Here is a 17839-nt window from a genome sequence, read left to right on the forward strand (position 1 = left end):
GACTCTCGTACCGACGGGTGCGCTCCCCACACCCACGTCCCCCCCCCCCCCCCCGGGGCGCGGGGCGGGTCAGGGGCTCCTCCTCCTGCGCCGCGTCACCAAGTACGTCGCCGCAGACGCCAGCACGGCGGACAGCACCGCGGTCCCCGCGATCACCGCCGCCAACTCGCCCAGGCCGACGCCCCCGTCGCCGTCCTCGTCCGGATCCGGTGCCGTCTCGCTCGTCCGGTCCACCGCGTCCTCGTAACTCGCGTGCGACGCACAGAAGTCCCGGTTCCCCGGGTCCATGTCGGAGGTGACGGTCAGTTCGGCGGTGTCCACCGTCTCGTCGTCCTCCTTCAACTCCACGGGGTACGTGCCCGGTTCGATGTCGCAGGGGACCATGCCGGCCACCCTGGTGTAGAGCTCGCCGTCCTTGCCCGTACGGAACCGTTTCTCCCCGAGCGTGAGCTTCTTCACGAATGCCTCCGACTCCACGGTCAGACTGCCGTGGCCCTGGTCGGCCGTCACCGTGAAGACCGTCTCCCGGCCGCGCTGGGCGGCGCTGCCCTCGTGCACCAGCGACGAGTCGCCGGAGCCGGGGTCGGGGGAGGACAGGGCGAGCGTGGCCACGGTGGCCGCGGCCACGGCTGTCCGGGCAAGAATCATGCAGCGAGGATACGGGGCGTCAGGCCGCTGCCGGGCCTTCCTGTTCGGCCTCGACCTGCTGGTTCCACTCGCGCTTCGACGCCTGCCAGCCGTCCTCGTCGTGGCCCCGGCGCCAGTAGCCGGAGATCGACAGCCGCTCGCGCGGCACCCCGCGCTCCATGCGCAGGTGGCGGCGCAGCTCCTTCACGAAGCCGGCCTCGCCGTGGACGAAGGCGTGCACGTCGCCCGGCGGGAAGTCGAGCGAACGCACCGCCTCCACCAGGGCCTTGCCGACCGGCGCGCCGTCGCGGTGCAGCCAGGAGACCTCCACCCCGGCGGGCAGCTGCAGCTCCTGCCGCTCCCGCTCGTCGGCGACCTCGACGAAGGCGTGGACCACGGCGCCCTCCGGCATCCGCTCCAGCGCCGCGGCGATGGCCGGCAGCGCGCTCTCGTCGCCCACGAGCAGGTGCCAGCCGGCGGCCGGGTCGGGGGCGTAGGCGCCGCCGGGGCCCAGGAAGAGGATCTCCGTGCCCGGTTCGGCGCGGACGGCCCACGGCCCGGCGAGGCCCTCGTCGCCGTGGACGACGAAGTCGACCGTGAGCTCCTGCGCCGCGCGGTCGAAGGCGCGGACCGTGTACGTGCGGGTCCGCGGCCATGCGTGGCGCGGCATGTCGCGGCGGATCGCGTCGATGTCGAACGGCTCGGGGTAGTCGACGCCCTCGACGGGGAAGAGCAGCTTGACGTAGTGGTCGGTGCACTCGCCGGCGCCGAACCCGGCGAGCTCCTCGCCGCCGAGCACCACTCGGACCATGTGCGGGGAGAGGCGCTCGGTGCGCACCACGCGGGCGCGGGTCACCTGCGATTTCTTGCGGACGGGACGCTCTGCCACGGCTGTCTCCCTGGGGCGCGATGCAACGATTGGTAAGGTGTGCCTAACTTTACAGCTCACCCGGCCAGGACGGTGAGCAGCCGCTGCAGGGATCCGCCCAATCCCCAGCGCGCCGCGAGCATTTCCAGCGCATCCGGATCGCGGGGCCCGGCCGGCAGGGCGATGTCGCACGGCGGCACCGGCACGTCGGAGGCGACCCGCACCACCGTGGGCGCCACCTCCAGGTACGGGCGGGACTCCAGCAGCCGCCTGCGCTGCGCGGGTGTCAGCCGGGACGCCGGGTCCTCCGCGGCGGCCATGATCCCGGCGAGGTTCCCGTACGCCGCCAGCAGCTTCGCGGCCGTCTTCTCGCCGATGCCCGGCACGCCCGGCAGTCCGTCGCTGGGGTCGCCGCGCAGCAGCGCCAGGTCCGCGTACCCCGGCCCGTCCACCCCGTACTTCTCGCGCAGCACCGCCTCGTCCACGGTCTGCAGCGTGCCGACGCCCTTGACCGGGTACAGCACGCGCACGCCGCGCGCGTCGTCGACGAGCTGGTAGAGGTCGCGGTCGCCGGTGACGATGTCCACCGGGCCCCGCGCCCGCGCGGTCAGGGTGCCGATCACGTCGTCCGCCTCGTACCCCGCGGCGCCGATGCGGGCGATGCCCAGCGCGTCGAGCACCGCTTCGATCACCGGGACCTGGGGGGACAGCGTGTCCGGCGTCTCTTCCTCGTCCGGCCCGCCCTCGACCTCCTCGGCCACCCGGTGCGCCTTGTACGAGGGGATCAGGTCCACCCGCCACTGCGGGCGCCAGTCGGCGTCCATGCAGGCCACCAGGTCGTCCGGATGGTGGTCGGCGACGAGCCGGGCGATGAAGTCGAGCAGGCCGCGCACCGCGTTCACGGGCGTGCCGTCCGGGGCCTTCACCGACTCCGGCACGCCGAAGTAGGCGCGGAAGTACAGGGAGGCGGTGTCGAGGAGCATCAGGCGTCGCGTCACGGGTCAGATGATGCCGTATGCCACCGACATGTGAACTGGCTCACTGTTCGGTTTGACCGGAATGGGCCGGGGCAGGCGCGGTCCGTTGTACACCCGGCTCGTCGGGGGAGGCCGGGTGAAACGAGTTCGACCCGAGAGGTGTATGTGATCAGGCTGCAGGCCGAGCACTTGTACAAAGTGTTCGGCAAACGACCCGAAGCCGCCGTGCCGCGGCTCAAGAGCGGCGCGAGCCGCGAGGAGCTGCGTGCGGAGGGCACCACGGCGGCGGTCATCGACGCCTCGTTCGAGGTCGAGGCGGGCCAGATCTTCGTGGTGATGGGTCTCTCGGGATCCGGCAAGTCCACGCTGCTGCGCATGCTCAACGGACTGGAGGACACCACCGCCGGCCGGGTGCGCTACGACGGACAGGACCTGACCGCCCTGTCCCCGCGCGAGCTGCGCGAGGTCCGCTCCCGGAACATCAGCATGGTCTTCCAGCACTTCGCCCTCTTCCCGCACCGCAGCGTGCTGGAGAACGCGGCCTACGGGCTGGAGGTGCGCGGCGTGCCCCGCGGGGAGCGCGAGGAGCGGGCCACCGAGGCGCTGCACCTGGCCGGGCTGAAGGGCTGGGAGAAGTCCTGGCCCGACGAACTCTCGGGCGGCATGCAGCAGCGCGTCGGCCTCGCCCGCGCGCTGGCCACCGACGCCGACCTGCTGCTGATGGACGAGTCCTTCAGCGCCCTCGACCCCCTGATCCGCCGCGACATGCAGGACCAGCTGCTCGACCTGCAGAAGCGACTCAAGAAGACGATCGTGTTCATCACCCACGACCTCAACGAGGCCATGCGCCTGGGCGACCGGATCGCCGTCATGCGCGACGGCCGCATCGTCCAGAACGGCACCGCCGAGGACATCCTCGTCCGGCCCGCCGACGACTACGTCGCCTCCTTCATCCAGGACGTCGACCGCTCCCGGGTCCTCACTGCGGGATCCATCATGGAAAAGGCCGCTGCCGTCCCGGACGGCGCCGCGACCGTGAGCGCCGAGGCGCCCGTCGCCGAGCTGTTCGCCCCCTTCGCGTGCAACGGCGACCCGGTCGTCGTCACGGACGAGGCCGGACGGCCCACCGGCGTGGTCACCCGGGACCGCCTCATGGCGGCCCTGAGCGACCGGCCGGTGCAGCGCGCCGAGGAGGTGACCGCCGGTGCCTAGGATCCACCTCGGAAGCTGGGCCAAGAGCGCCGTCGACTGGCTCCAGGCCCATCTCGGCGGTCTCTTCGACGCCATCAGCACCGTCCTGAGCGGTATGTACGACGGCGTGGACGCGGTGCTCGGCGCCCCGAACGCGCTGCTCATGGCCGGCATCCTCGCGGTCGTCGCCTGGTGGCTGCGCGGCCTGCTCGCCGCCGTGCTCGCCTTCGCGGGCCTCGCGCTCATCGACTCCTTCGGGCTGTGGCACGAGGCCATGTCCACGCTGTCCCTCGTGCTCGTCGCGAGTGTCCTCACCCTGCTGACCGCCGTGCCGCTGGGCATCTGGGCGGCCCGCAACCGGCGGGTCAGCGGCGTGCTGCGCCCCGTCCTGGACGTCATGCAGACGATGCCGGCCTTCGTCTACCTCATCCCCGGCGTGATGTTCTTCTCCATCGGCACCGTGCCGGGCCTGATCGCGACGGTCGTCTTCTCGATGCCGCCGGGCGTGCGGATGACCGAGCTCGGCATCCGCCAGGTCGACGGCGAACTCGTCGAGGCGGCCAAGGCGTTCGGCACGCCGCCGCGCGAGACCCTCACCCGGGTCCAGCTGCCGCTGGCGCTGCCCACCATCATGGCGGGCGTCAACCAGGTCATCATGCTCGCGCTGTCCATGGTCGTCATCGCCGGCATGGCGGGCGCGGGCGGCCTGGGCGAGGCCGTGTACGCGGCCGTCACCCAGGTCGACATCGGCCGCGGCGTGGAGAGCGGCCTCGCCGTCGTCGTCCTCGCCATGTACCTGGACCGGATGACGGGCGCGCTCAGCCGCCGGGTCTCGGCGCTGGGCCGCCGGGCCGCCGCGGCGCAGGGTGCCGTGGGCCTCTCGCGCTACGCGAGCGTCCTGCGCTACCGGCCGGGCACGGCCGTGGCCACCGTGGGCGTCGTCGTCCTCGCACTCGTCGCGGGCGGCATGCGGATCGCCGGCGGCGACGGCGACCGGGACACCGTGGCCGCGGGCAAGAACGTCGGCCAGGGCAAGACCGTGAAGCTCGGCTACTTCCCGTGGGACGAGGCCGTCGCCTCGACCTACCTGTGGCAGAACATCCTGGAGGACCGCGGCTACAAGCCGGACGTCAAGCAGCTCGACCCCGGGCCGCTCTACACGGCCCTGGCCCAGGGCCAGATGGACGTCCAGTTCGACTCGTGGCTGCCCACGACGCACAAGCAGTACATGGACCGCTACGGCGACAAGCTCACCGACCTCGGCTCCTGGTACGGGCCGACCTCGCTGGAGCTGACCGTTCCCTCGTACGTCAAGGACGTCAACTCGCTGGCCGATCTCAAGGGCCGGAGCGCCGAGTTCGGCGGGAGGATCGTCGGCATCGAGGCCAGCGCCGGGATGATGGGCAAGCTCAACGACAAGGTGCTCAAGGAGTACGGCCTGGACGGCGAGTACAAGGTCGTCTCGTCCTCGACGGCCACGATGCTGGCCGACCTGGACCGGGCCATCAAGAAGAAGGAACCCGTCGTGACCACCCTGTGGTCGCCGCACTGGGCCTACGGCACCTACGACCTGAAGAAGCTCAAGGACCCCAAGGGCGCCTGGGGCGAGGGCGAGCAGATCCACGCGGTGGGCAAGAAGGACTTCGCCAAGGACTTCCCGAAGATCGCGGAGTGGGTGAAGAACTTCAAGATGTCGGAGAAGGACCTGTCGTCCCTGGAGGCGGAGATCCAGAAGGGCGGCAAGGGCAAGGAGAAGGAGTCCGCACGTCGATGGCTCGACGCGCGGCCGGGGCTGGAGGACAAGATGGCGCCGGTGCACTAGCGCCCCGAAGGGGCGCGGGGAACTGCGCGACCAGCCACGACGCGCCCGCAGTCGACGCACCGCCCCGGACCCCGCCGAGGGTCCGGGGTTCGGGGCGAAGCCCCGAGAAACGGCGAAAGGGTGGGACCGGGGCATCATCACCCCATGACCGTCCGCCGAGTCGTCTCCCTCGTCCCCTCCCTCACCGAGGCCGTGGCCGCCACCGCCCCCGAACTGCTCGTCGGTGCAACCGACTGGTGCGACCACCCCGCAGACCTGGACGTCGTCCGCATCGGCGGCACCAAGAACCCCGACACGGCCCGCATCGCGCGCCTCGCGCCCGACCTCGTCATCGCCAACGAGGAGGAGAACCGCGCCCCGGACCTGGACGCGCTGCGCGCCGCGGGGCTGACGGTGCTCGTCACCGAAATCCGCACGCTGGACCAGGCGTTGAGCGAGCTGGAGCGCGTCCTGGTGGACGCCTGCGGGCTGTCGCGCCCCGCCTGGCTGGACGCGGCCCGTACCGCCTGGCACCAACTGCCGCCCGCAGGGCCCCCGGTGCGGGCCGTCGTGCCCGTGTGGCGCCGGCCCTGGATGGTCCTCGGCCGGGACACCTTCGCGGGCGACCTCCTCGCCCGCCTCGGCGTGGCCAACGTCCACGCCGGGCACGCCGAGCGCTACCCCAGCATCCCCCTGGACGAGCTCAACTCATCCGGCGCGGAACTGGTCGTCCTGCCCGACGAGCCCTACCGCTTCGCACACGACGACGGCCCCGAGGCGTTCCCGGGGCTGCCGTCCGCGCTCGTCAGCGGGCGTCATCTCACCTGGTACGGACCATCACTGGCACAGGCACCAGAGGTGCTGGGGCGGGCGCTGCGAGCAGCCGTCCGCTGACCAGCCCGGCCAGCGTGCGGGTCCCGGCCACCGCCCAGGCGGTCACCAGCAGCACGTACAGGGCGACGGCCAGCCAGGTGAAGGCGTGCAGCCCGGTATGGCGGCCCAGCGCGGCCGCGCCCGTGACGCAGGTGCCGACGGGGAAGGTGAACGCCCACCAGGTCATCGCGAAGCCCATGCCCCGCCGGAAGGCCCGTACCGTCATCGCCATGGAGATCAGCAGCCACAGCACGGCGAAGCCGATCACGGGGACGCCGTAGAGCACGGCGAACGCGGCGGTGGCGGAGGCGTACGGGCCGCCCGCGGTGGCATCGGCGAGGTTGTTGACGGCCGTCACGGACTGGCCCAGCGGGCCCAGCACCAGGAACAGCGCCGGGGTGAGCGCGAGCGGCAGCGGCCCGTGGTGGACCAGCCGCGAGAAGACCAGCGGCAGGATGAGGAGAACGGTGAGCAGGCTCATGCCGAACAGGGCGTAGCAGCCCAGCGTCATCGCGTCCCGCCACTGCCCGGCAGGCAGGTGCGGTACGAGCGCGGGGCCCAGCGCGGCGGACACCATCGGCGCCACCACGGGCAGCAGCCACACCGGGGAGGCCTGGCCCGGCTCGATGCGGTGCCGGGTCACCATCAGGTACGGGACGCCGGCCGCCGCTATCAGGCCGACGACGGTGCCGGCGGTCCACAGCACGGCGTCGGCGGCCACGGCCGGGCCCTGCCCGATCACCCTGGAGCCGACGGAGAGGGTGGCGCCGCCCACGGCGAGGAGGGCCATGGCCAGGCAGCCGTAGAAGGGGGCGACGGCCGGGTCGTCCAGGTGCCGGCGGGCCTGGTCGGAGTGGCGGGTCCAGTGCACGGCCCGTGCTGTGAGCAGGGTCAGCAGCATGAGGGCGGCCAGCGCCCACACGGCTTCGTAGGCGCCGCGCAGTCCGGGCGCGTGCAGCGGGAGGGCGGCGCCGGCCGCGGCGACGATCGCCGTGCCCATGACCGAGGCGTACCAGTTGGGGCCGAGGTGTCTCATGGGTCCACGGTCTCCCGCGGCCGGGGCTCCCACCAGGGACGTTGTGGCTATGAGGGCATAAGCTGGGGTTATGAGCGAGGAGAACGGTCCGCAGGTTCCGCTGGCGCACCGGGTGCCCGACCTCGGGGCGCTGGAGCTGCTGCTCGCCGTGGCCCGGCTGGGCAGCCTGGGGCGGGCGGCCCGGGAGCTGGGCATCACCCAGCCCGCCGCCAGCGGGCGCATCCGCAGCATGGAGCGGCTGCTCGGCGTGGCCCTCGTGGAGCGGTCGCCGCGCGGCTCGCGGCTGACGGACGCCGGGGTGCTCGTCACCGACTGGGCACGACGGATCGTGGAGGCGGCCGAGGCCTTCGACGCCGGGGCACAGGCGCTCCGGGGGCGGCGCGACTCGCGGCTGCGGGTGGCGGCGAGCATGACGATCGCCGAGTACCTGCTGCCCGGCTGGCTGGTCGCGCTGCGCGCGCAGCGGCCCGGTACGGCGGTGTCGCTGCTGGCCGGGAACTCGGCGGCGGTGGCGGAACGGCTGCTGGCGGGGGAGGCGGACCTGGGCTTCGTCGAGGGGCTCGACGTGCCGGCCGGGCTCGACGGGGTGGTCGTGGGGCACGACCGGCTGGTGGTGGTGGCCCCGCCGGGCCACCCGTGGGCGCGACGCCGTTCCCCGCTGGACGCGGGGGAGTTGGCGGCGACCCCGCTGATCCTGCGGGAGCGGGGGTCGGGGACGCGGCAGGTGCTGGATGCGGCACTGGGGGGTGTGACGGCTGCGCCGCTGCTGGAGCTGGCGTCGACCACGGCCGTGAAGTCGGCCGTGGTGGGCGGCGCGGGGCCGTCGGTGCTGAGCGAGCTGGCGGTGCGGGACGAACTCGCGTCCGGGCGCCTGGTCGAGATCCACGTGGCGGGGCTCGCTTTGCGGCGGGCGTTGCGGGCGGTGTGGCCGCACGGGCAACGGCCGACGGGGCCGGCGCGGGACTTGCTGGGGCTGACGCGGCCGGTGTCTTCTGGGGCTGCGCCCCGGTCCTCCTGAGAAACGGCGAATCCCGGTGTTCGTAGCTGGGCGTTTGCTCCTGCACGGGGTGTCCGCTCCTGGAATGGGACGGTCCGTCGTGACGGTGCTGGTATGGGGCCGGGGCGGCTCTGTCAGCGGGTGATGCGTCGTGTACCAGCTGCAGGGGCTTGAGGTTGAATACCGGGGTGGAAGGCGCTCTGTGGGAAAGACTCCCGTGCGACGTTCAGGCAGAGGTGGATCACCTCATTGCCGACGGGTGCAATGTTCAGGCGATCGCGCTGATGCGCGCGTGCGTGGGCGAGCCAGCGCCCAGCATCCATGAGTGCGTTGACCTGGTGGACCAACAGTTCGCTCGCCTCCGGCCCACACAGGGCTGAGGTGCGACGCGAGGTGGACGGGTCGGGTAGTGAGTTCAAGGCGCGTTGGTAGCGATCACGCCCACGCAAGGCGTTGCCCATCGGGGGTGACGTGCAGCTGCATTCGCTCGGCTGGTGGTTGCCCGTCCTTCTGCCACTGCGTGACGCGCTCGGTGATCATGTCCCACAGCCGTTCGGGGCCAGCTTGCCGGACCATCCACCGCCCGTCTTCCTGGTACAGGACTGCCCGCGCTTCGGCATGTACATCGATGATGACGTGTTCCGTCCGTCCGTTGCGTTCGAGCGTAAGCCTCTGGGCATTCGGCGTGGCGAACTGGGCGACGAACCGCGTCGTCCAGTCGTCCAGCACGTCAGCCCCGAGCCCCGCCGGAGAGGCTGTGCCCGAGTCGAGATCGGGCAGCAACCCGAACGGGGGCGGAAGCTGCGGGCGGGCGAGCATGAACGACACCTGCCCCCCGAGGATCGGACCGCTTGCCGTACCGTCTTCGGCGACTGTCAGTCGCACCAGCTCGGACGCGTTCATCCACCCGCCGACCGTCACCAGGACTTCCCCGCCGGGCCGAGTCTGCGCGACCCACTCAGCCGGGACGGTTTGGACGCCGCAGGTAGCGACCACCCGGTCGTACGGACTGCTGTGCGGGTAGCCCGTCAGGCCGTCCCCGACCACACGATTGGGCCAGTATCCGGCTTGGGCGAGAGCCATCCCCGCACGGTCGGACAGCTCTCGGTCCACTTCCACCGTGGTCACGTTGTCCTCACCGACGACGTGCGACAGAAGCGCAGTCGAGTATCCCGTCCCCGTCCCGATCTCCAGAACCTCCGTGCCCTCGGATACGTGCAACTCTTCCAGCATGCGGACCACAAGCCCGGGAAGTGTGGAAGACGACGACGGGGCACCGGAAATGCGTCCCTCTACCTGCTCAGGGAACACCGAACCGGCCACCTGCGTCACAAGGGTGTCGTCCTCGTACACCCGTGCCAGAGCTGTAGCGGAGTCGGGGTGTACGGGGCGATACCAGCCACCCCCGTCGTGCTCGAACCACCCTCGCGACAGAAACGCTTCACGGGGTACGGCCGTCACCGCGGCTTCCCACAGCGGGTTTCGGAGCACGCCGGCTTCCTTGAGTCGGCGGGCGAGTCCGGCCCGCAGATGCTCGGACGACTTGGGGTCGGTCATGGTTGGCGCTCTCCGTTCTCCAGCACATCCGCAATCGCAGCAGTGATCGGCAGTCCGGCCGCATCTTCCAGCCAAGCCCACTGACCATTCGGGTTGCACTCCAGGAACCACCACGAGTCCTCAGCGGTTACAGCGAAGTCGAAGGCACCGAACTTGAGCCCGAAGTCTCTGACGAACTGCACCAGGGCACGGCGTACGTCCTCGGGACACCCGGCGGACTCGTAGGTCAAGTTCCGGTAATCGGCTCGCCAGTCGAGCACGCCGGGCGGTGCCGTGATGCGCACGCAGAACGCCCGGTCATCCACCACCACAGCGCGCACGTCGGCCACCTTCGGTACTTCTGCTTGAAACAGGTGAGCGCTGTGCTTCACGGCATCGTCGATCTCGCCCGCTTCCACGCGAGCGGCCCAGATACCTGCTGGCTCGTCGTCCATGGTGTACGCGCCCGCGTGCAACGGCTTGTAGATCGTGGCTTGTCGGGCGCAGAACTCTTTGGCTCGTGCAGGGTCGTTGGTGATCAATGTTTCGGGCACTAGCAGCCCGAGCCGCAAGGCCGCGGCGAGCTGTGCGGGCTTGTACTCCGTGTGGGCAATGGCCTGCGGGTGACTGAGGTAGAGGCACCCGGGCAGCGCACCGAGCACGCCCCCCAGCCCGCGGCGGTTCTCCTGGGCCGCGAACACTGAGTTCTGGTCGTCCCCGTTCGGTGTGAACGGGTTCGGTCGTCGGTGATAGAGCGCGCGCACGCTGTGCAGCTCGGCTGTCCGGCCCCCGATGGCCAGGGTGCCGGACCAACCGTCCTCTCGGGTGCTCGCCGTGAGCACGGCGGCCCCGGGGAAGTCTTGTCCGGGGTCGAGCCGTAGGACGGGCACCCGGCGACGGTTCAACTCGGCTATGACGAGATCAGCGGTCGGGTCCTCGTACTCGGTCGAGACCAGCACCGGGCGTCCGTCCATGGGGTCTCCCTTAATCCTGGGTCGCGTCGTGGCCCGAGTCGCTGTCCTGCTTACCGTCCTTGCTCAGCTGCGTGGGCGGGTAAGTGTTGACGGATGTTCCGTGTTTGCCGAGTTCGGCGGGGGTCATCTGACCGTCGCTGCCAACCCAACGGCCGGTCTGTGTCTGTGGGTCGAGTCCCGCGTACTGCCACGGGGAGGCCTCGCCATTACGGAGCGGTTCCATGCGGCGCATGCCCCAAGGGACAGTAGTCGCCGACGTGTTATGCACGATCACTCCTTTGGTTGATAACTCGTAGTTCCCGAGCCGTCCGGTTGCCAGCTGGTTCGACGCGCTGACGGCCTAACGGCCCCGCCCTCCTGACACGGGCCAGCGAAGGTGACCCGAGTGGTCAGGGGGCGTCTGCCGCAGCGGCATTCTCCTTACACCTCTCCCGCGCGGCGATCAGGTTGCGGCAGGTGCTGCAGTCCACGTAGTGAATCGAGCCGCCAGTTGCCGTGTGCGGAAGGGATACGACCGGCGGGGCCGGATAAGTGATCGGATGAACGTGTGGACGGGGCATCAGCGCGCCGACCCCCGCGCGGCTCGTCGGCGACGGACGCGAGCCCGGACCTGGCGACCACGATCCTGCGGCGAACAGCCTTGCTGTTCACTGCGTGCTCTTGGTCCTTCGCCCCGCGAGCCGCTGACAGCCTCACTGTTGAGTCCGGTCGGCCCCGTCCCTCGCGGTGCTCGGCACAGATGCAGTCGGGGTACTTCATCGTGCCCGGAGTGAGGTCCGCACTGTCCGCTGACTCTCCGAAGCCGTCGGGCCGGTACTTCAGAGGCTGGAGCTTGGCGCTCTCCACCAGCAGGGCACCGCCCTTTCCCTGAGCGGCCATCATCGGGCCCAGGTGGGCCGGTGATGTGCTCCTCACGAGGCCTACCGCCGGGTAGCCCCCTGCCGACCGACTAGGACGGACAGGTGTCCGTAGGTGCTCGTCTGTGCGGGTTCCTGAGGAGATGAACTCTATGTTCACTTATGGCCTCCGCTCTCGGCGATCTCTCCCGACCTCTACGCAACCGCGCGGACACGCGCGGCGGTAGCGTTGCAGCGGAGCGGCGGATTTAAAACGTTTAACGCGTCGTGGTGAGCGGGGAGTTGAGCGACCATGTCGAATGAGGGTCTGCAAGCACTGTTCAAGGAAGCCGGCTGGAAGCTGAGCCAGTGCGCGCGAGCGGTGAACCTTGTGGGCGCGGAGGACGGCACCCCTTTGCGGTACAACGCATCTGCGGTGCATCACTGGCTGACTGGGACAAAACCCCGGGAAGGGGTGCGACCCTACATTATCGAGGCATTCTCACGGCGCCTCGAACGTCAGGTCACCTATACCGAAGCTGGCTTCGGAGTTCCGGCGGACGACCAGGGACAACCGCTCGATACCCTGGCGGAACTGGTCGAACTGGGGAAGGCCAGCATGTTTCCTTCGCGGCGGGGCATCCTCGGTGCTGGTCTCTTCTCTGTCGCGCTGACGATCCCTGAGTGGCCGGACGTTGTAGGGCGCTTGGAAGCCGTTCAGGCAGGCCACGCTCGCCGCATCGGGATGAGGGAAGTAGATGCGGTGGTGGCCATGACGGAGAAGGTCTCAGAACTGGACGACCAGTTCGGAGGGCGACACGCACGCCCTATGGCCGCCGCCTTCCTCGTCAACACTGTGGCCGCTCATCTACGGGCCGACGCTTCCGAGGTTGTCCGCAAGGCGCTTCTGTCTGCGACAGCTGACCTCTTGTACTTGACGGGGTTCATGGCCGTCGATGAGGGAGCCCATGGTCAGGCACAGCGGTACTACTCGCTCGCCCTCAAGTACGCCGGGGCGGCCGAGGACCACTTGACGTTCTGCACCACCTTGCGTGGTATGAGCCTCCAAGCAATCGACCTCGGACACACCGCCCGCGCTATGCGGTTGGCGGACTCTGCCGCCTCGGCGTCCCCCGCAGCAGGGCCACGGATGCGCGCATTTCTTGCTGGCCAACAAGCCCACTCCTACGCTGCTGACGGTGACCGAACGCAAGCGCTCGCCTACATCAAAGAGGCGGAAGTCGCCATGGACAAGGCCGAGTCGAGGGCAAAGGCCTTCGGCAGCTACGCGCCGTCGTCCCTGGCCTACCACGTCTCACAGGTCCGATACGGGCTCGGAGACAAAGCCGGGTCAATTGAGTCTCTGAAGGAATCAGATCGGCTGCGTGACAGCCACTATCGACGAAGCAGCGTCCGCTACAACGCCCTGTTGGCCGAACGGCAGCTGGAGCTAGGCCACTTGGAAGAGGCCTGTGCAACGTGGAATCACGTGCTGGACGACTACCCTCTCGTGCAATCAGGAAGCGCGGATGTCAAGATCCAAAACATGAAGGCACTGATTCGACCGTATCTCCGCAAGGGAGCGGCTCAGCGTCTATACGAACGCGCGCAGGCTGTGACTCTTCCCGCGTAATCGCCTTGGCAGCCACCGTTGGACCGCGGAGCGCACGGTGGTGTAGCTGTCCGGATGCCGCTGTCTGCGTCGCCGCTACGAGCGCAAGGCCGAACACTTTCGGGCCTTCGCCGGCACCTCCGCGGCCCTGATCTGCTACCGCAGGCTGACGGCCTGACCGGCGAGACCTCCGAGCTGGGATGATCCATGCTGTAACCGGAATGCCCCCGATAGAGGGCTGCCTGTCGTCCTGCCGCAAAGACGGCGCGCACCAGCGAGGACCATCATGACCGACTACCTGGCCGCCGCCATAGCGATGCTCGGCCCGGCTCAGAATCGCTACGCGGACCCCGCCTCCTGGGACCGTCTCCACACCGAACTCGGCATCCGGCTGCCGTCCGACTACCAGGCCCTCGTGGATGCGTACGCTCCCATCCAGCTCAACGGCCACCTGTACCTGCATCACCCTGCGACTGAACGCTGGAACCTGGGCCAGGGCATACGGGACGCGGTCCATGCCTGGTCCGAGGTGTCCTGGGAAGACCTCGACCCGGACGAGGACCCTCGCTTGCTGTTCGGACTCACGGAGTTGAGCTTCGGCACCCGCAACGGACTATGGCCGATCGCCAGCACCGACCGAGGCGAGACGCTCTTCCTCGTCGCTGCGGACGACACGGTCCCCTGGCTCCTGGTCGAAGACGGCGAAGGCGGCTGGGTACGGTACGACATGAGCTTCGCCGAATGGCTCTACCGCTACCTCATTGGCGAAGACATGGCCAGCCCCAACACCTCCGCCTACCATCCCGGTCCAGTACAACTGCGTCGGCTTCCGATGACGGTCGACGAACGGCCAGAGCCGTGGAGCGGCCCGGACCGCGGCATGTAGCCCCACCCGTCCCGACAGCCGCAGCCTGTGTCGCGACCAGGGTCGCTACTGATCGCCTATGAGCCGACTGATTCTGCCGACTCATAAGCTGTGAGGGTGAGACGGCCGCCGTGCTCCGCTGTAACGACGTTGACCAAGATCTCGCTTCCCTCGTCGAATCGCAGGGTGAAGACCGGGTCGACCTGCACCAAGACGTCGAAGCTCTCCTGATGGTCTTCCGGCAGGGGATCTTCGAGGACCGCGTCACATGTCCAGCCACTGCCGGTAGCGCAGGCCGTGACGCTCACGTTGAACCCTCCCAGGATCGTTGAGCGATTGGCCTGCCACTCAAGCCCCGCAGGGCCCTCATAGGTATCCATCTACCAAGTATTGCGGGAAGTCGGACAGCCAAACGCGAGTGGCTAGCACCTGTGTCGACAAGATCGTGTTACGAGCTCTCAGGGGCCTTTACCTGGGATGATGCCGCCACTCCTGATTACTCCAGAGCTACCCGTCAGGAAAATCGGGAAGAGGGCAGGCCCGGCCCATCAACCCCTAGCCGCCTCCACCACCCCCCGCACCAGCCCGAATTCGTCCCCCACCTCCGGGTGCCACTGCACCCCCACCGCGAAAGTGGTGCCCGCGAACTCCACGGCCTCCACCGTCCCGTCCTCCGCAAACGCGCTGGCCACGAGCCCCTCGCCCAGCCGGGCCACCCCCTGGTGGTGATGCGTCGCCACCGCCACGGCCCCGGGCTCCACCAAGGACGCCGTCCGCGTCCCCGGTACCACCGTGACCGCATGGTCCCTGAACGCCCCCACCACCGGGTTGTGCCCCTCGTGTCCCACCTCGTCCGGCAGGTGCTGGCACAGCGTGCCGCCCGCGTGGACGTTCATCAGCTGCATGCCGCGGCAGATGCCCAGCACCGGAACCCCCTGCTCCAACGCCGCCTCCAGCAGCGCCAGTTCCCAGCGGTCCCGCTCGGGCACGGGAGCGCCTGCACGCGCATGCGGGCGCTCCCCGTAGAGCGCCGGGTCGAGGTCCTCGCCGCCTGCGAGTACGAGCCCGTCCAGGCGGCGCAGCAGCGGGGCCGCCGCCGCGGGGTCGTCCGGCGGGAGCATCGCCACCAGGCCGCCGCCGCGCCGGACGTACTGCGGGTACGCGTCCGGCAGCAGTGCCGCCGGGAGGTCCCACGCGACGCCCCAGCGGGCCCGGCACAGGTAGGTGGTGACGCCGATGAGGGGCTGAACGGGCATGTTCCTTACGATCCTTTCGGTTGTGCGGGTCACTCGCGCGACAGCTCCGCCTCGGCCGCCGCCAGGGCCGCGAACTCCTCCTCGGGTGCGTTCGCCACCAGCCGGTGGCGGCTGTAGAACCCGAAGTAGGCCGCCGCGACCGCGTAGACGCCCAGCGCGATGAAGGCCGCCGTCACGTCCACCAGGAACGTGGCCACCAGCGCCGAACAGGCCAGTACGAAGGCCACCGTCGACGTCACCGTGCCGCCCGGGGTGCGGTACGGGCGGTGCAGCCCCGGTTCGCGGCGGCGCAGCACGATGTGGGAGAGCGACATCAGGGCGTACGAGATGGTGGCGCCGAAGACCGCGACGTTGAGCATGCGTGCCCCGTCCCCCGTTGCCGCGGCGAGGGCGAAGCCCAGGGTGCCCGGTACCAGCAGGCCGAGCCAGGGGGCCTTGCGGCGGCTGGTGAGGGAGAGGAAGCGGGGGAGGTAGCCGGCCCGGGAGAGGGCGAACAGCTGGCGCGAGCCGGCGTAGATCAGGGAGAAGAAGGAGGCCACGAGGCCTGCCAGGCCGGCGTAGTTGACGATCCTGCTCAGGGTGGTGGCGTGCCCGTCCGGCTGCAGCGCGGTGACCAGCGGGTTGCCCGCGTCCTTGATCGCATCGGCGCCGCCCGCCCCGCCGGCGGCGACGAACGTGAGCAGGGCGAGGAGCAGCAGGATGCCCATGGACGTGGCCATCGCCTTCGGGAGCGTGCGCGCCGGATCCTTCGTCTCCTCCGCGGCCAGCGGCACCCCCTCGACGCCGAGGAAGAACCACATGCCGAACGGGAAGGCCGCCCAGATGCCCAGCAACCCGAACGGCAGCCAGGAGGAAGCCCCGACGGCCGAGTGGTCGACGGGGATGTCGTTCAGCCGTCCGGCGTCGAAGTGGGTGAACGCCCCGGCGGCGAAGACCAGCAGCGCGGCGACCGCGATCCCGGTCACCACGAAGGAGAAGCGGAGTGCCTCGCCCACGCCCCACAGGTGGATGCCTATGAAGACGGCGAAGCAGGCCAGGTAGACGGGCCATCCGGAGGTGAGCCCGAACAGATGCAGCGAGGCGACGTAGTCGCCGATGAAGATGGAGATGGCGGCGGGCGCGAGGACGTACTCGATGAGGATCGCGGTCCCGGTGAGGAAGCCGCCCCACGGGCCGAGCGCGCGCCGGGCGAAACCGTAACCGCCGCCCGCCGTGGGCAGGATGGCGGCCAGTTCGGCGAGGGCGAAGACCATGCAGGTGTACATCACGCCCATCAGGGCGGCGGCCGCGGCGAGTCCGCCGAACCCCCCGTGCGCCAGGCCGAAGTTCCAGCCGGAGTAGTCGCCGGAGACGACGTAGGCCACGCCGAGTCCGGTGAGCAGCAAGGGGCCGGCGCTGCCCCGGCGCAGGGTGCGCTTCTCCAGATACGCGTCCTCGGGAGAGGGGGAGCCGACAGGCGCAGCGCCGGCGGTGTCCGTGCGATCGGCCATGAGCCGCTCCTTCGGGCAATGGTTTTGCGCCATACCTTTGCCGGACCGGCCGGCAAAACACAACCCCCCTGCGTTAAACCGGAGTAACGCAGCCCGGCATCACGCCCGTCACACCAGGAATCCGCGCAGCAACGCCGCCGTGCCGCAGCAGTGCTCCCGCATCACCTCGCGCGCCTGGTCCGCGTCCCCCTCCAGCACCGCCGCCACCAGTGCGGTGTGCTGCCGTTGCGAGTGCTCCAGGTTCCGCACCAGCAGGGGAATGCAGTCCAGCAGGTCGTTGACCGTGGCGCGCACGGCAGCGTACTGCGCGGCCAGCGAGGGGGAGCCCGACAGTTCGGCCAATGTCAGGTGGAGCCTGGTGTCCAGGCGGCGGTAGTCGTGCAGGGGGGCGTTGTGTGTGGCCGCCAGCGCTTCGTCCAGGCGCTGCGCCTGTTCCGCGGTCAGCCCGTGCGTCGCGCACAGCCCTGCCGCGCCCGTCTCCAGCACCTCGCGGAAGCGCAGCGTGTCCTCGACGTCCACCGCCGCGACCCGGCGCCGCAGTTCGGCCTCGCCGTGGGCCGCGGGCCGGGCGAGCACGAACGTACCGCCGTAGCGGCCGCGCCGGCTCTCCACCAACCCCTGGTCGTGCAGCACCTTCAGCACCTCGCGCAGCGTCACCCGGCTGATGTGCAGCCGGTCCGCCAACTCCCGCTCGGCGGGCAGCCGTTCGCCCTGTGCGACCAGACCCAGACGCAGGAGCTGGAGTATCTGCTGCAGGGCCTCCTCGAAGCCGTTGCCCGCACGGACCGGCCGCAGCACCGGCGCCAGCCGCTCCGCCGCATCCGCATCCTCGTTCATCGGACCCCTTCCCAATCAATGGTCTACCGGCCTACCTTAAGACCTCCGGTCGCACCGCCGAAG

General features: G+C 70.0%; 17 protein-coding genes. 6 read left to right on the forward strand and 11 right to left on the reverse strand.

Going from position 1 to position 17839, the window contains the following annotated elements; genetic code table 11:
* Positions 1-69 precede the first annotated feature (69 nt).
* The 3 genes from ACWD4B_RS14220 to ACWD4B_RS14230 are packed head-to-tail and all read right to left on the reverse strand — an operon-like array spanning position 70 to position 2478.
* Positions 70-648 carry a hypothetical protein gene (locus ACWD4B_RS14220; protein ID WP_451420992.1) on the reverse strand — a complete coding sequence of 193 codons (579 nt, stop codon included), beginning with the start codon at positions 646-648 and terminating at the stop codon, positions 70-72.
* 19 nt (positions 649-667) lie between these two features.
* Positions 668-1516 carry a siderophore-interacting protein gene (locus ACWD4B_RS14225; RefSeq protein ID WP_451420993.1) on the reverse strand — a complete coding sequence of 283 codons (849 nt, stop codon included), beginning with the start codon at positions 1514-1516 and terminating at the stop codon, positions 668-670.
* Positions 1517-1572: 56 nt separating this feature from the next.
* Entirely contained in the window at positions 1573-2478 is a 906-nt protein-coding gene (locus tag ACWD4B_RS14230; protein ID WP_451421043.1) for a 5'-3' exonuclease, read from the reverse strand.
* A gap of 159 nt (positions 2479-2637) precedes the next feature.
* On the opposite strand from ACWD4B_RS14230, the gene ACWD4B_RS14235 reads away from it, so the two are divergent.
* From ACWD4B_RS14235 to ACWD4B_RS14245, 3 genes are all read left to right on the forward strand, one after another.
* Positions 2638-3684: a quaternary amine ABC transporter ATP-binding protein gene (locus ACWD4B_RS14235; protein ID WP_451420994.1), complete on the forward strand. Its 1047-nt coding sequence runs from the start codon at positions 2638-2640 to the stop codon at positions 3682-3684.
* On the forward strand, positions 3677-5485 hold the full coding sequence (locus ACWD4B_RS14240) for an ABC transporter permease/substrate binding protein (RefSeq protein WP_451420995.1): 1809 nt from the start codon (positions 3677-3679) through the stop codon (positions 5483-5485). Before ACWD4B_RS14235 ends, ACWD4B_RS14240 begins: the two co-directional genes overlap by 8 nt.
* A 144-nt stretch (positions 5486-5629) precedes the next feature.
* On the forward strand, positions 5630-6358 hold the full coding sequence (locus ACWD4B_RS14245) for a helical backbone metal receptor (protein ID WP_451420996.1): 729 nt from the start codon (positions 5630-5632) through the stop codon (positions 6356-6358).
* On the opposite strand, the gene ACWD4B_RS14250 is transcribed toward ACWD4B_RS14245, so the two are convergent.
* Entirely contained in the window at positions 6285-7373 is a 1089-nt protein-coding gene (locus tag ACWD4B_RS14250) for a TDT family transporter (RefSeq protein WP_451420997.1), read from the reverse strand. The genes ACWD4B_RS14245 and ACWD4B_RS14250 overlap by 74 nt on opposite strands.
* Positions 7374-7443: 70 nt before the next feature.
* Here ACWD4B_RS14250 and ACWD4B_RS14255 point away from each other — a divergent pair, with 70 nt between their 5' ends.
* The gene (locus ACWD4B_RS14255) at positions 7444-8391 is read left to right on the forward strand and encodes a LysR family transcriptional regulator (RefSeq protein ID WP_451420998.1); all 948 of its coding nucleotides are present in this window, start codon (positions 7444-7446) and stop codon (positions 8389-8391) included.
* 414 nt (positions 8392-8805) lie between these two features.
* On the opposite strand, the gene tgmC is transcribed toward ACWD4B_RS14255, so the two are convergent.
* Genes tgmC through ACWD4B_RS14270 form a run of 3 tightly spaced genes read right to left on the reverse strand, consistent with a single transcriptional unit; the run spans position 8806 to position 11112 of the window.
* Complete coding sequence (gene tgmC, locus ACWD4B_RS14260; protein WP_451420999.1) at positions 8806-9927, reverse strand: ATP-grasp peptide maturase system methyltransferase; 1122 nt, start codon at positions 9925-9927, stop codon at positions 8806-8808.
* Positions 9924-10880: an ATP-grasp ribosomal peptide maturase gene (gene tgmB / locus ACWD4B_RS14265; RefSeq protein ID WP_451421000.1), complete on the reverse strand. Its 957-nt coding sequence runs from the start codon at positions 10878-10880 to the stop codon at positions 9924-9926. The genes tgmC and tgmB overlap by 4 nt, the downstream gene beginning before the upstream one ends.
* 10 nt (positions 10881-10890) lie before the next feature.
* Positions 10891-11112, reverse strand: a complete 222-nt coding sequence (locus ACWD4B_RS14270) for a putative ATP-grasp-modified RiPP (RefSeq protein WP_451421001.1) — start codon at positions 11110-11112, stop codon at positions 10891-10893.
* Between the two features lie 917 nt (positions 11113-12029).
* Here ACWD4B_RS14270 and ACWD4B_RS14275 point away from each other — a divergent pair.
* A complete protein-coding gene (locus ACWD4B_RS14275; protein WP_451421002.1) occupies positions 12030-13349 on the forward strand; it encodes a tetratricopeptide repeat protein in 1320 nt (439 codons plus the stop codon).
* 265 nt (positions 13350-13614) lie between these two features.
* On the forward strand, positions 13615-14214 hold the full coding sequence (locus ACWD4B_RS14280; RefSeq protein ID WP_451421003.1) for an SMI1/KNR4 family protein: 600 nt from the start codon (positions 13615-13617) through the stop codon (positions 14212-14214).
* A gap of 56 nt (positions 14215-14270) precedes the next feature.
* Here ACWD4B_RS14280 and ACWD4B_RS14285 read toward each other — a convergent pair whose 3' ends face one another.
* The 4 genes from ACWD4B_RS14285 to ACWD4B_RS14300 all read right to left on the reverse strand — a co-directional run bounded on the left by ACWD4B_RS14285 (position 14271) and on the right by ACWD4B_RS14300 (position 17776).
* A complete protein-coding gene (locus tag ACWD4B_RS14285) occupies positions 14271-14573 on the reverse strand; it encodes a hypothetical protein (protein WP_451421004.1) in 303 nt (100 codons plus the stop codon).
* A 168-nt stretch (positions 14574-14741) separates the two neighbouring features.
* Complete coding sequence (locus tag ACWD4B_RS14290) at positions 14742-15449, reverse strand: gamma-glutamyl-gamma-aminobutyrate hydrolase family protein (protein WP_451421005.1); 708 nt, start codon at positions 15447-15449, stop codon at positions 14742-14744.
* Between the two features lie 29 nt (positions 15450-15478).
* The gene (eat, locus tag ACWD4B_RS14295; protein WP_451421006.1) at positions 15479-16939 is read right to left on the reverse strand and encodes an ethanolamine permease; all 1461 of its coding nucleotides are present in this window, start codon (positions 16937-16939) and stop codon (positions 15479-15481) included.
* 108 nt (positions 16940-17047) lie between these two features.
* The gene (locus tag ACWD4B_RS14300; RefSeq protein WP_336414272.1) at positions 17048-17776 is read right to left on the reverse strand and encodes an FCD domain-containing protein; all 729 of its coding nucleotides are present in this window, start codon (positions 17774-17776) and stop codon (positions 17048-17050) included.
* Positions 17777-17839: the final 63 nt, after the last annotated feature.

Source organism: Streptomyces sp. NPDC002536 (assembly GCF_053594995.1).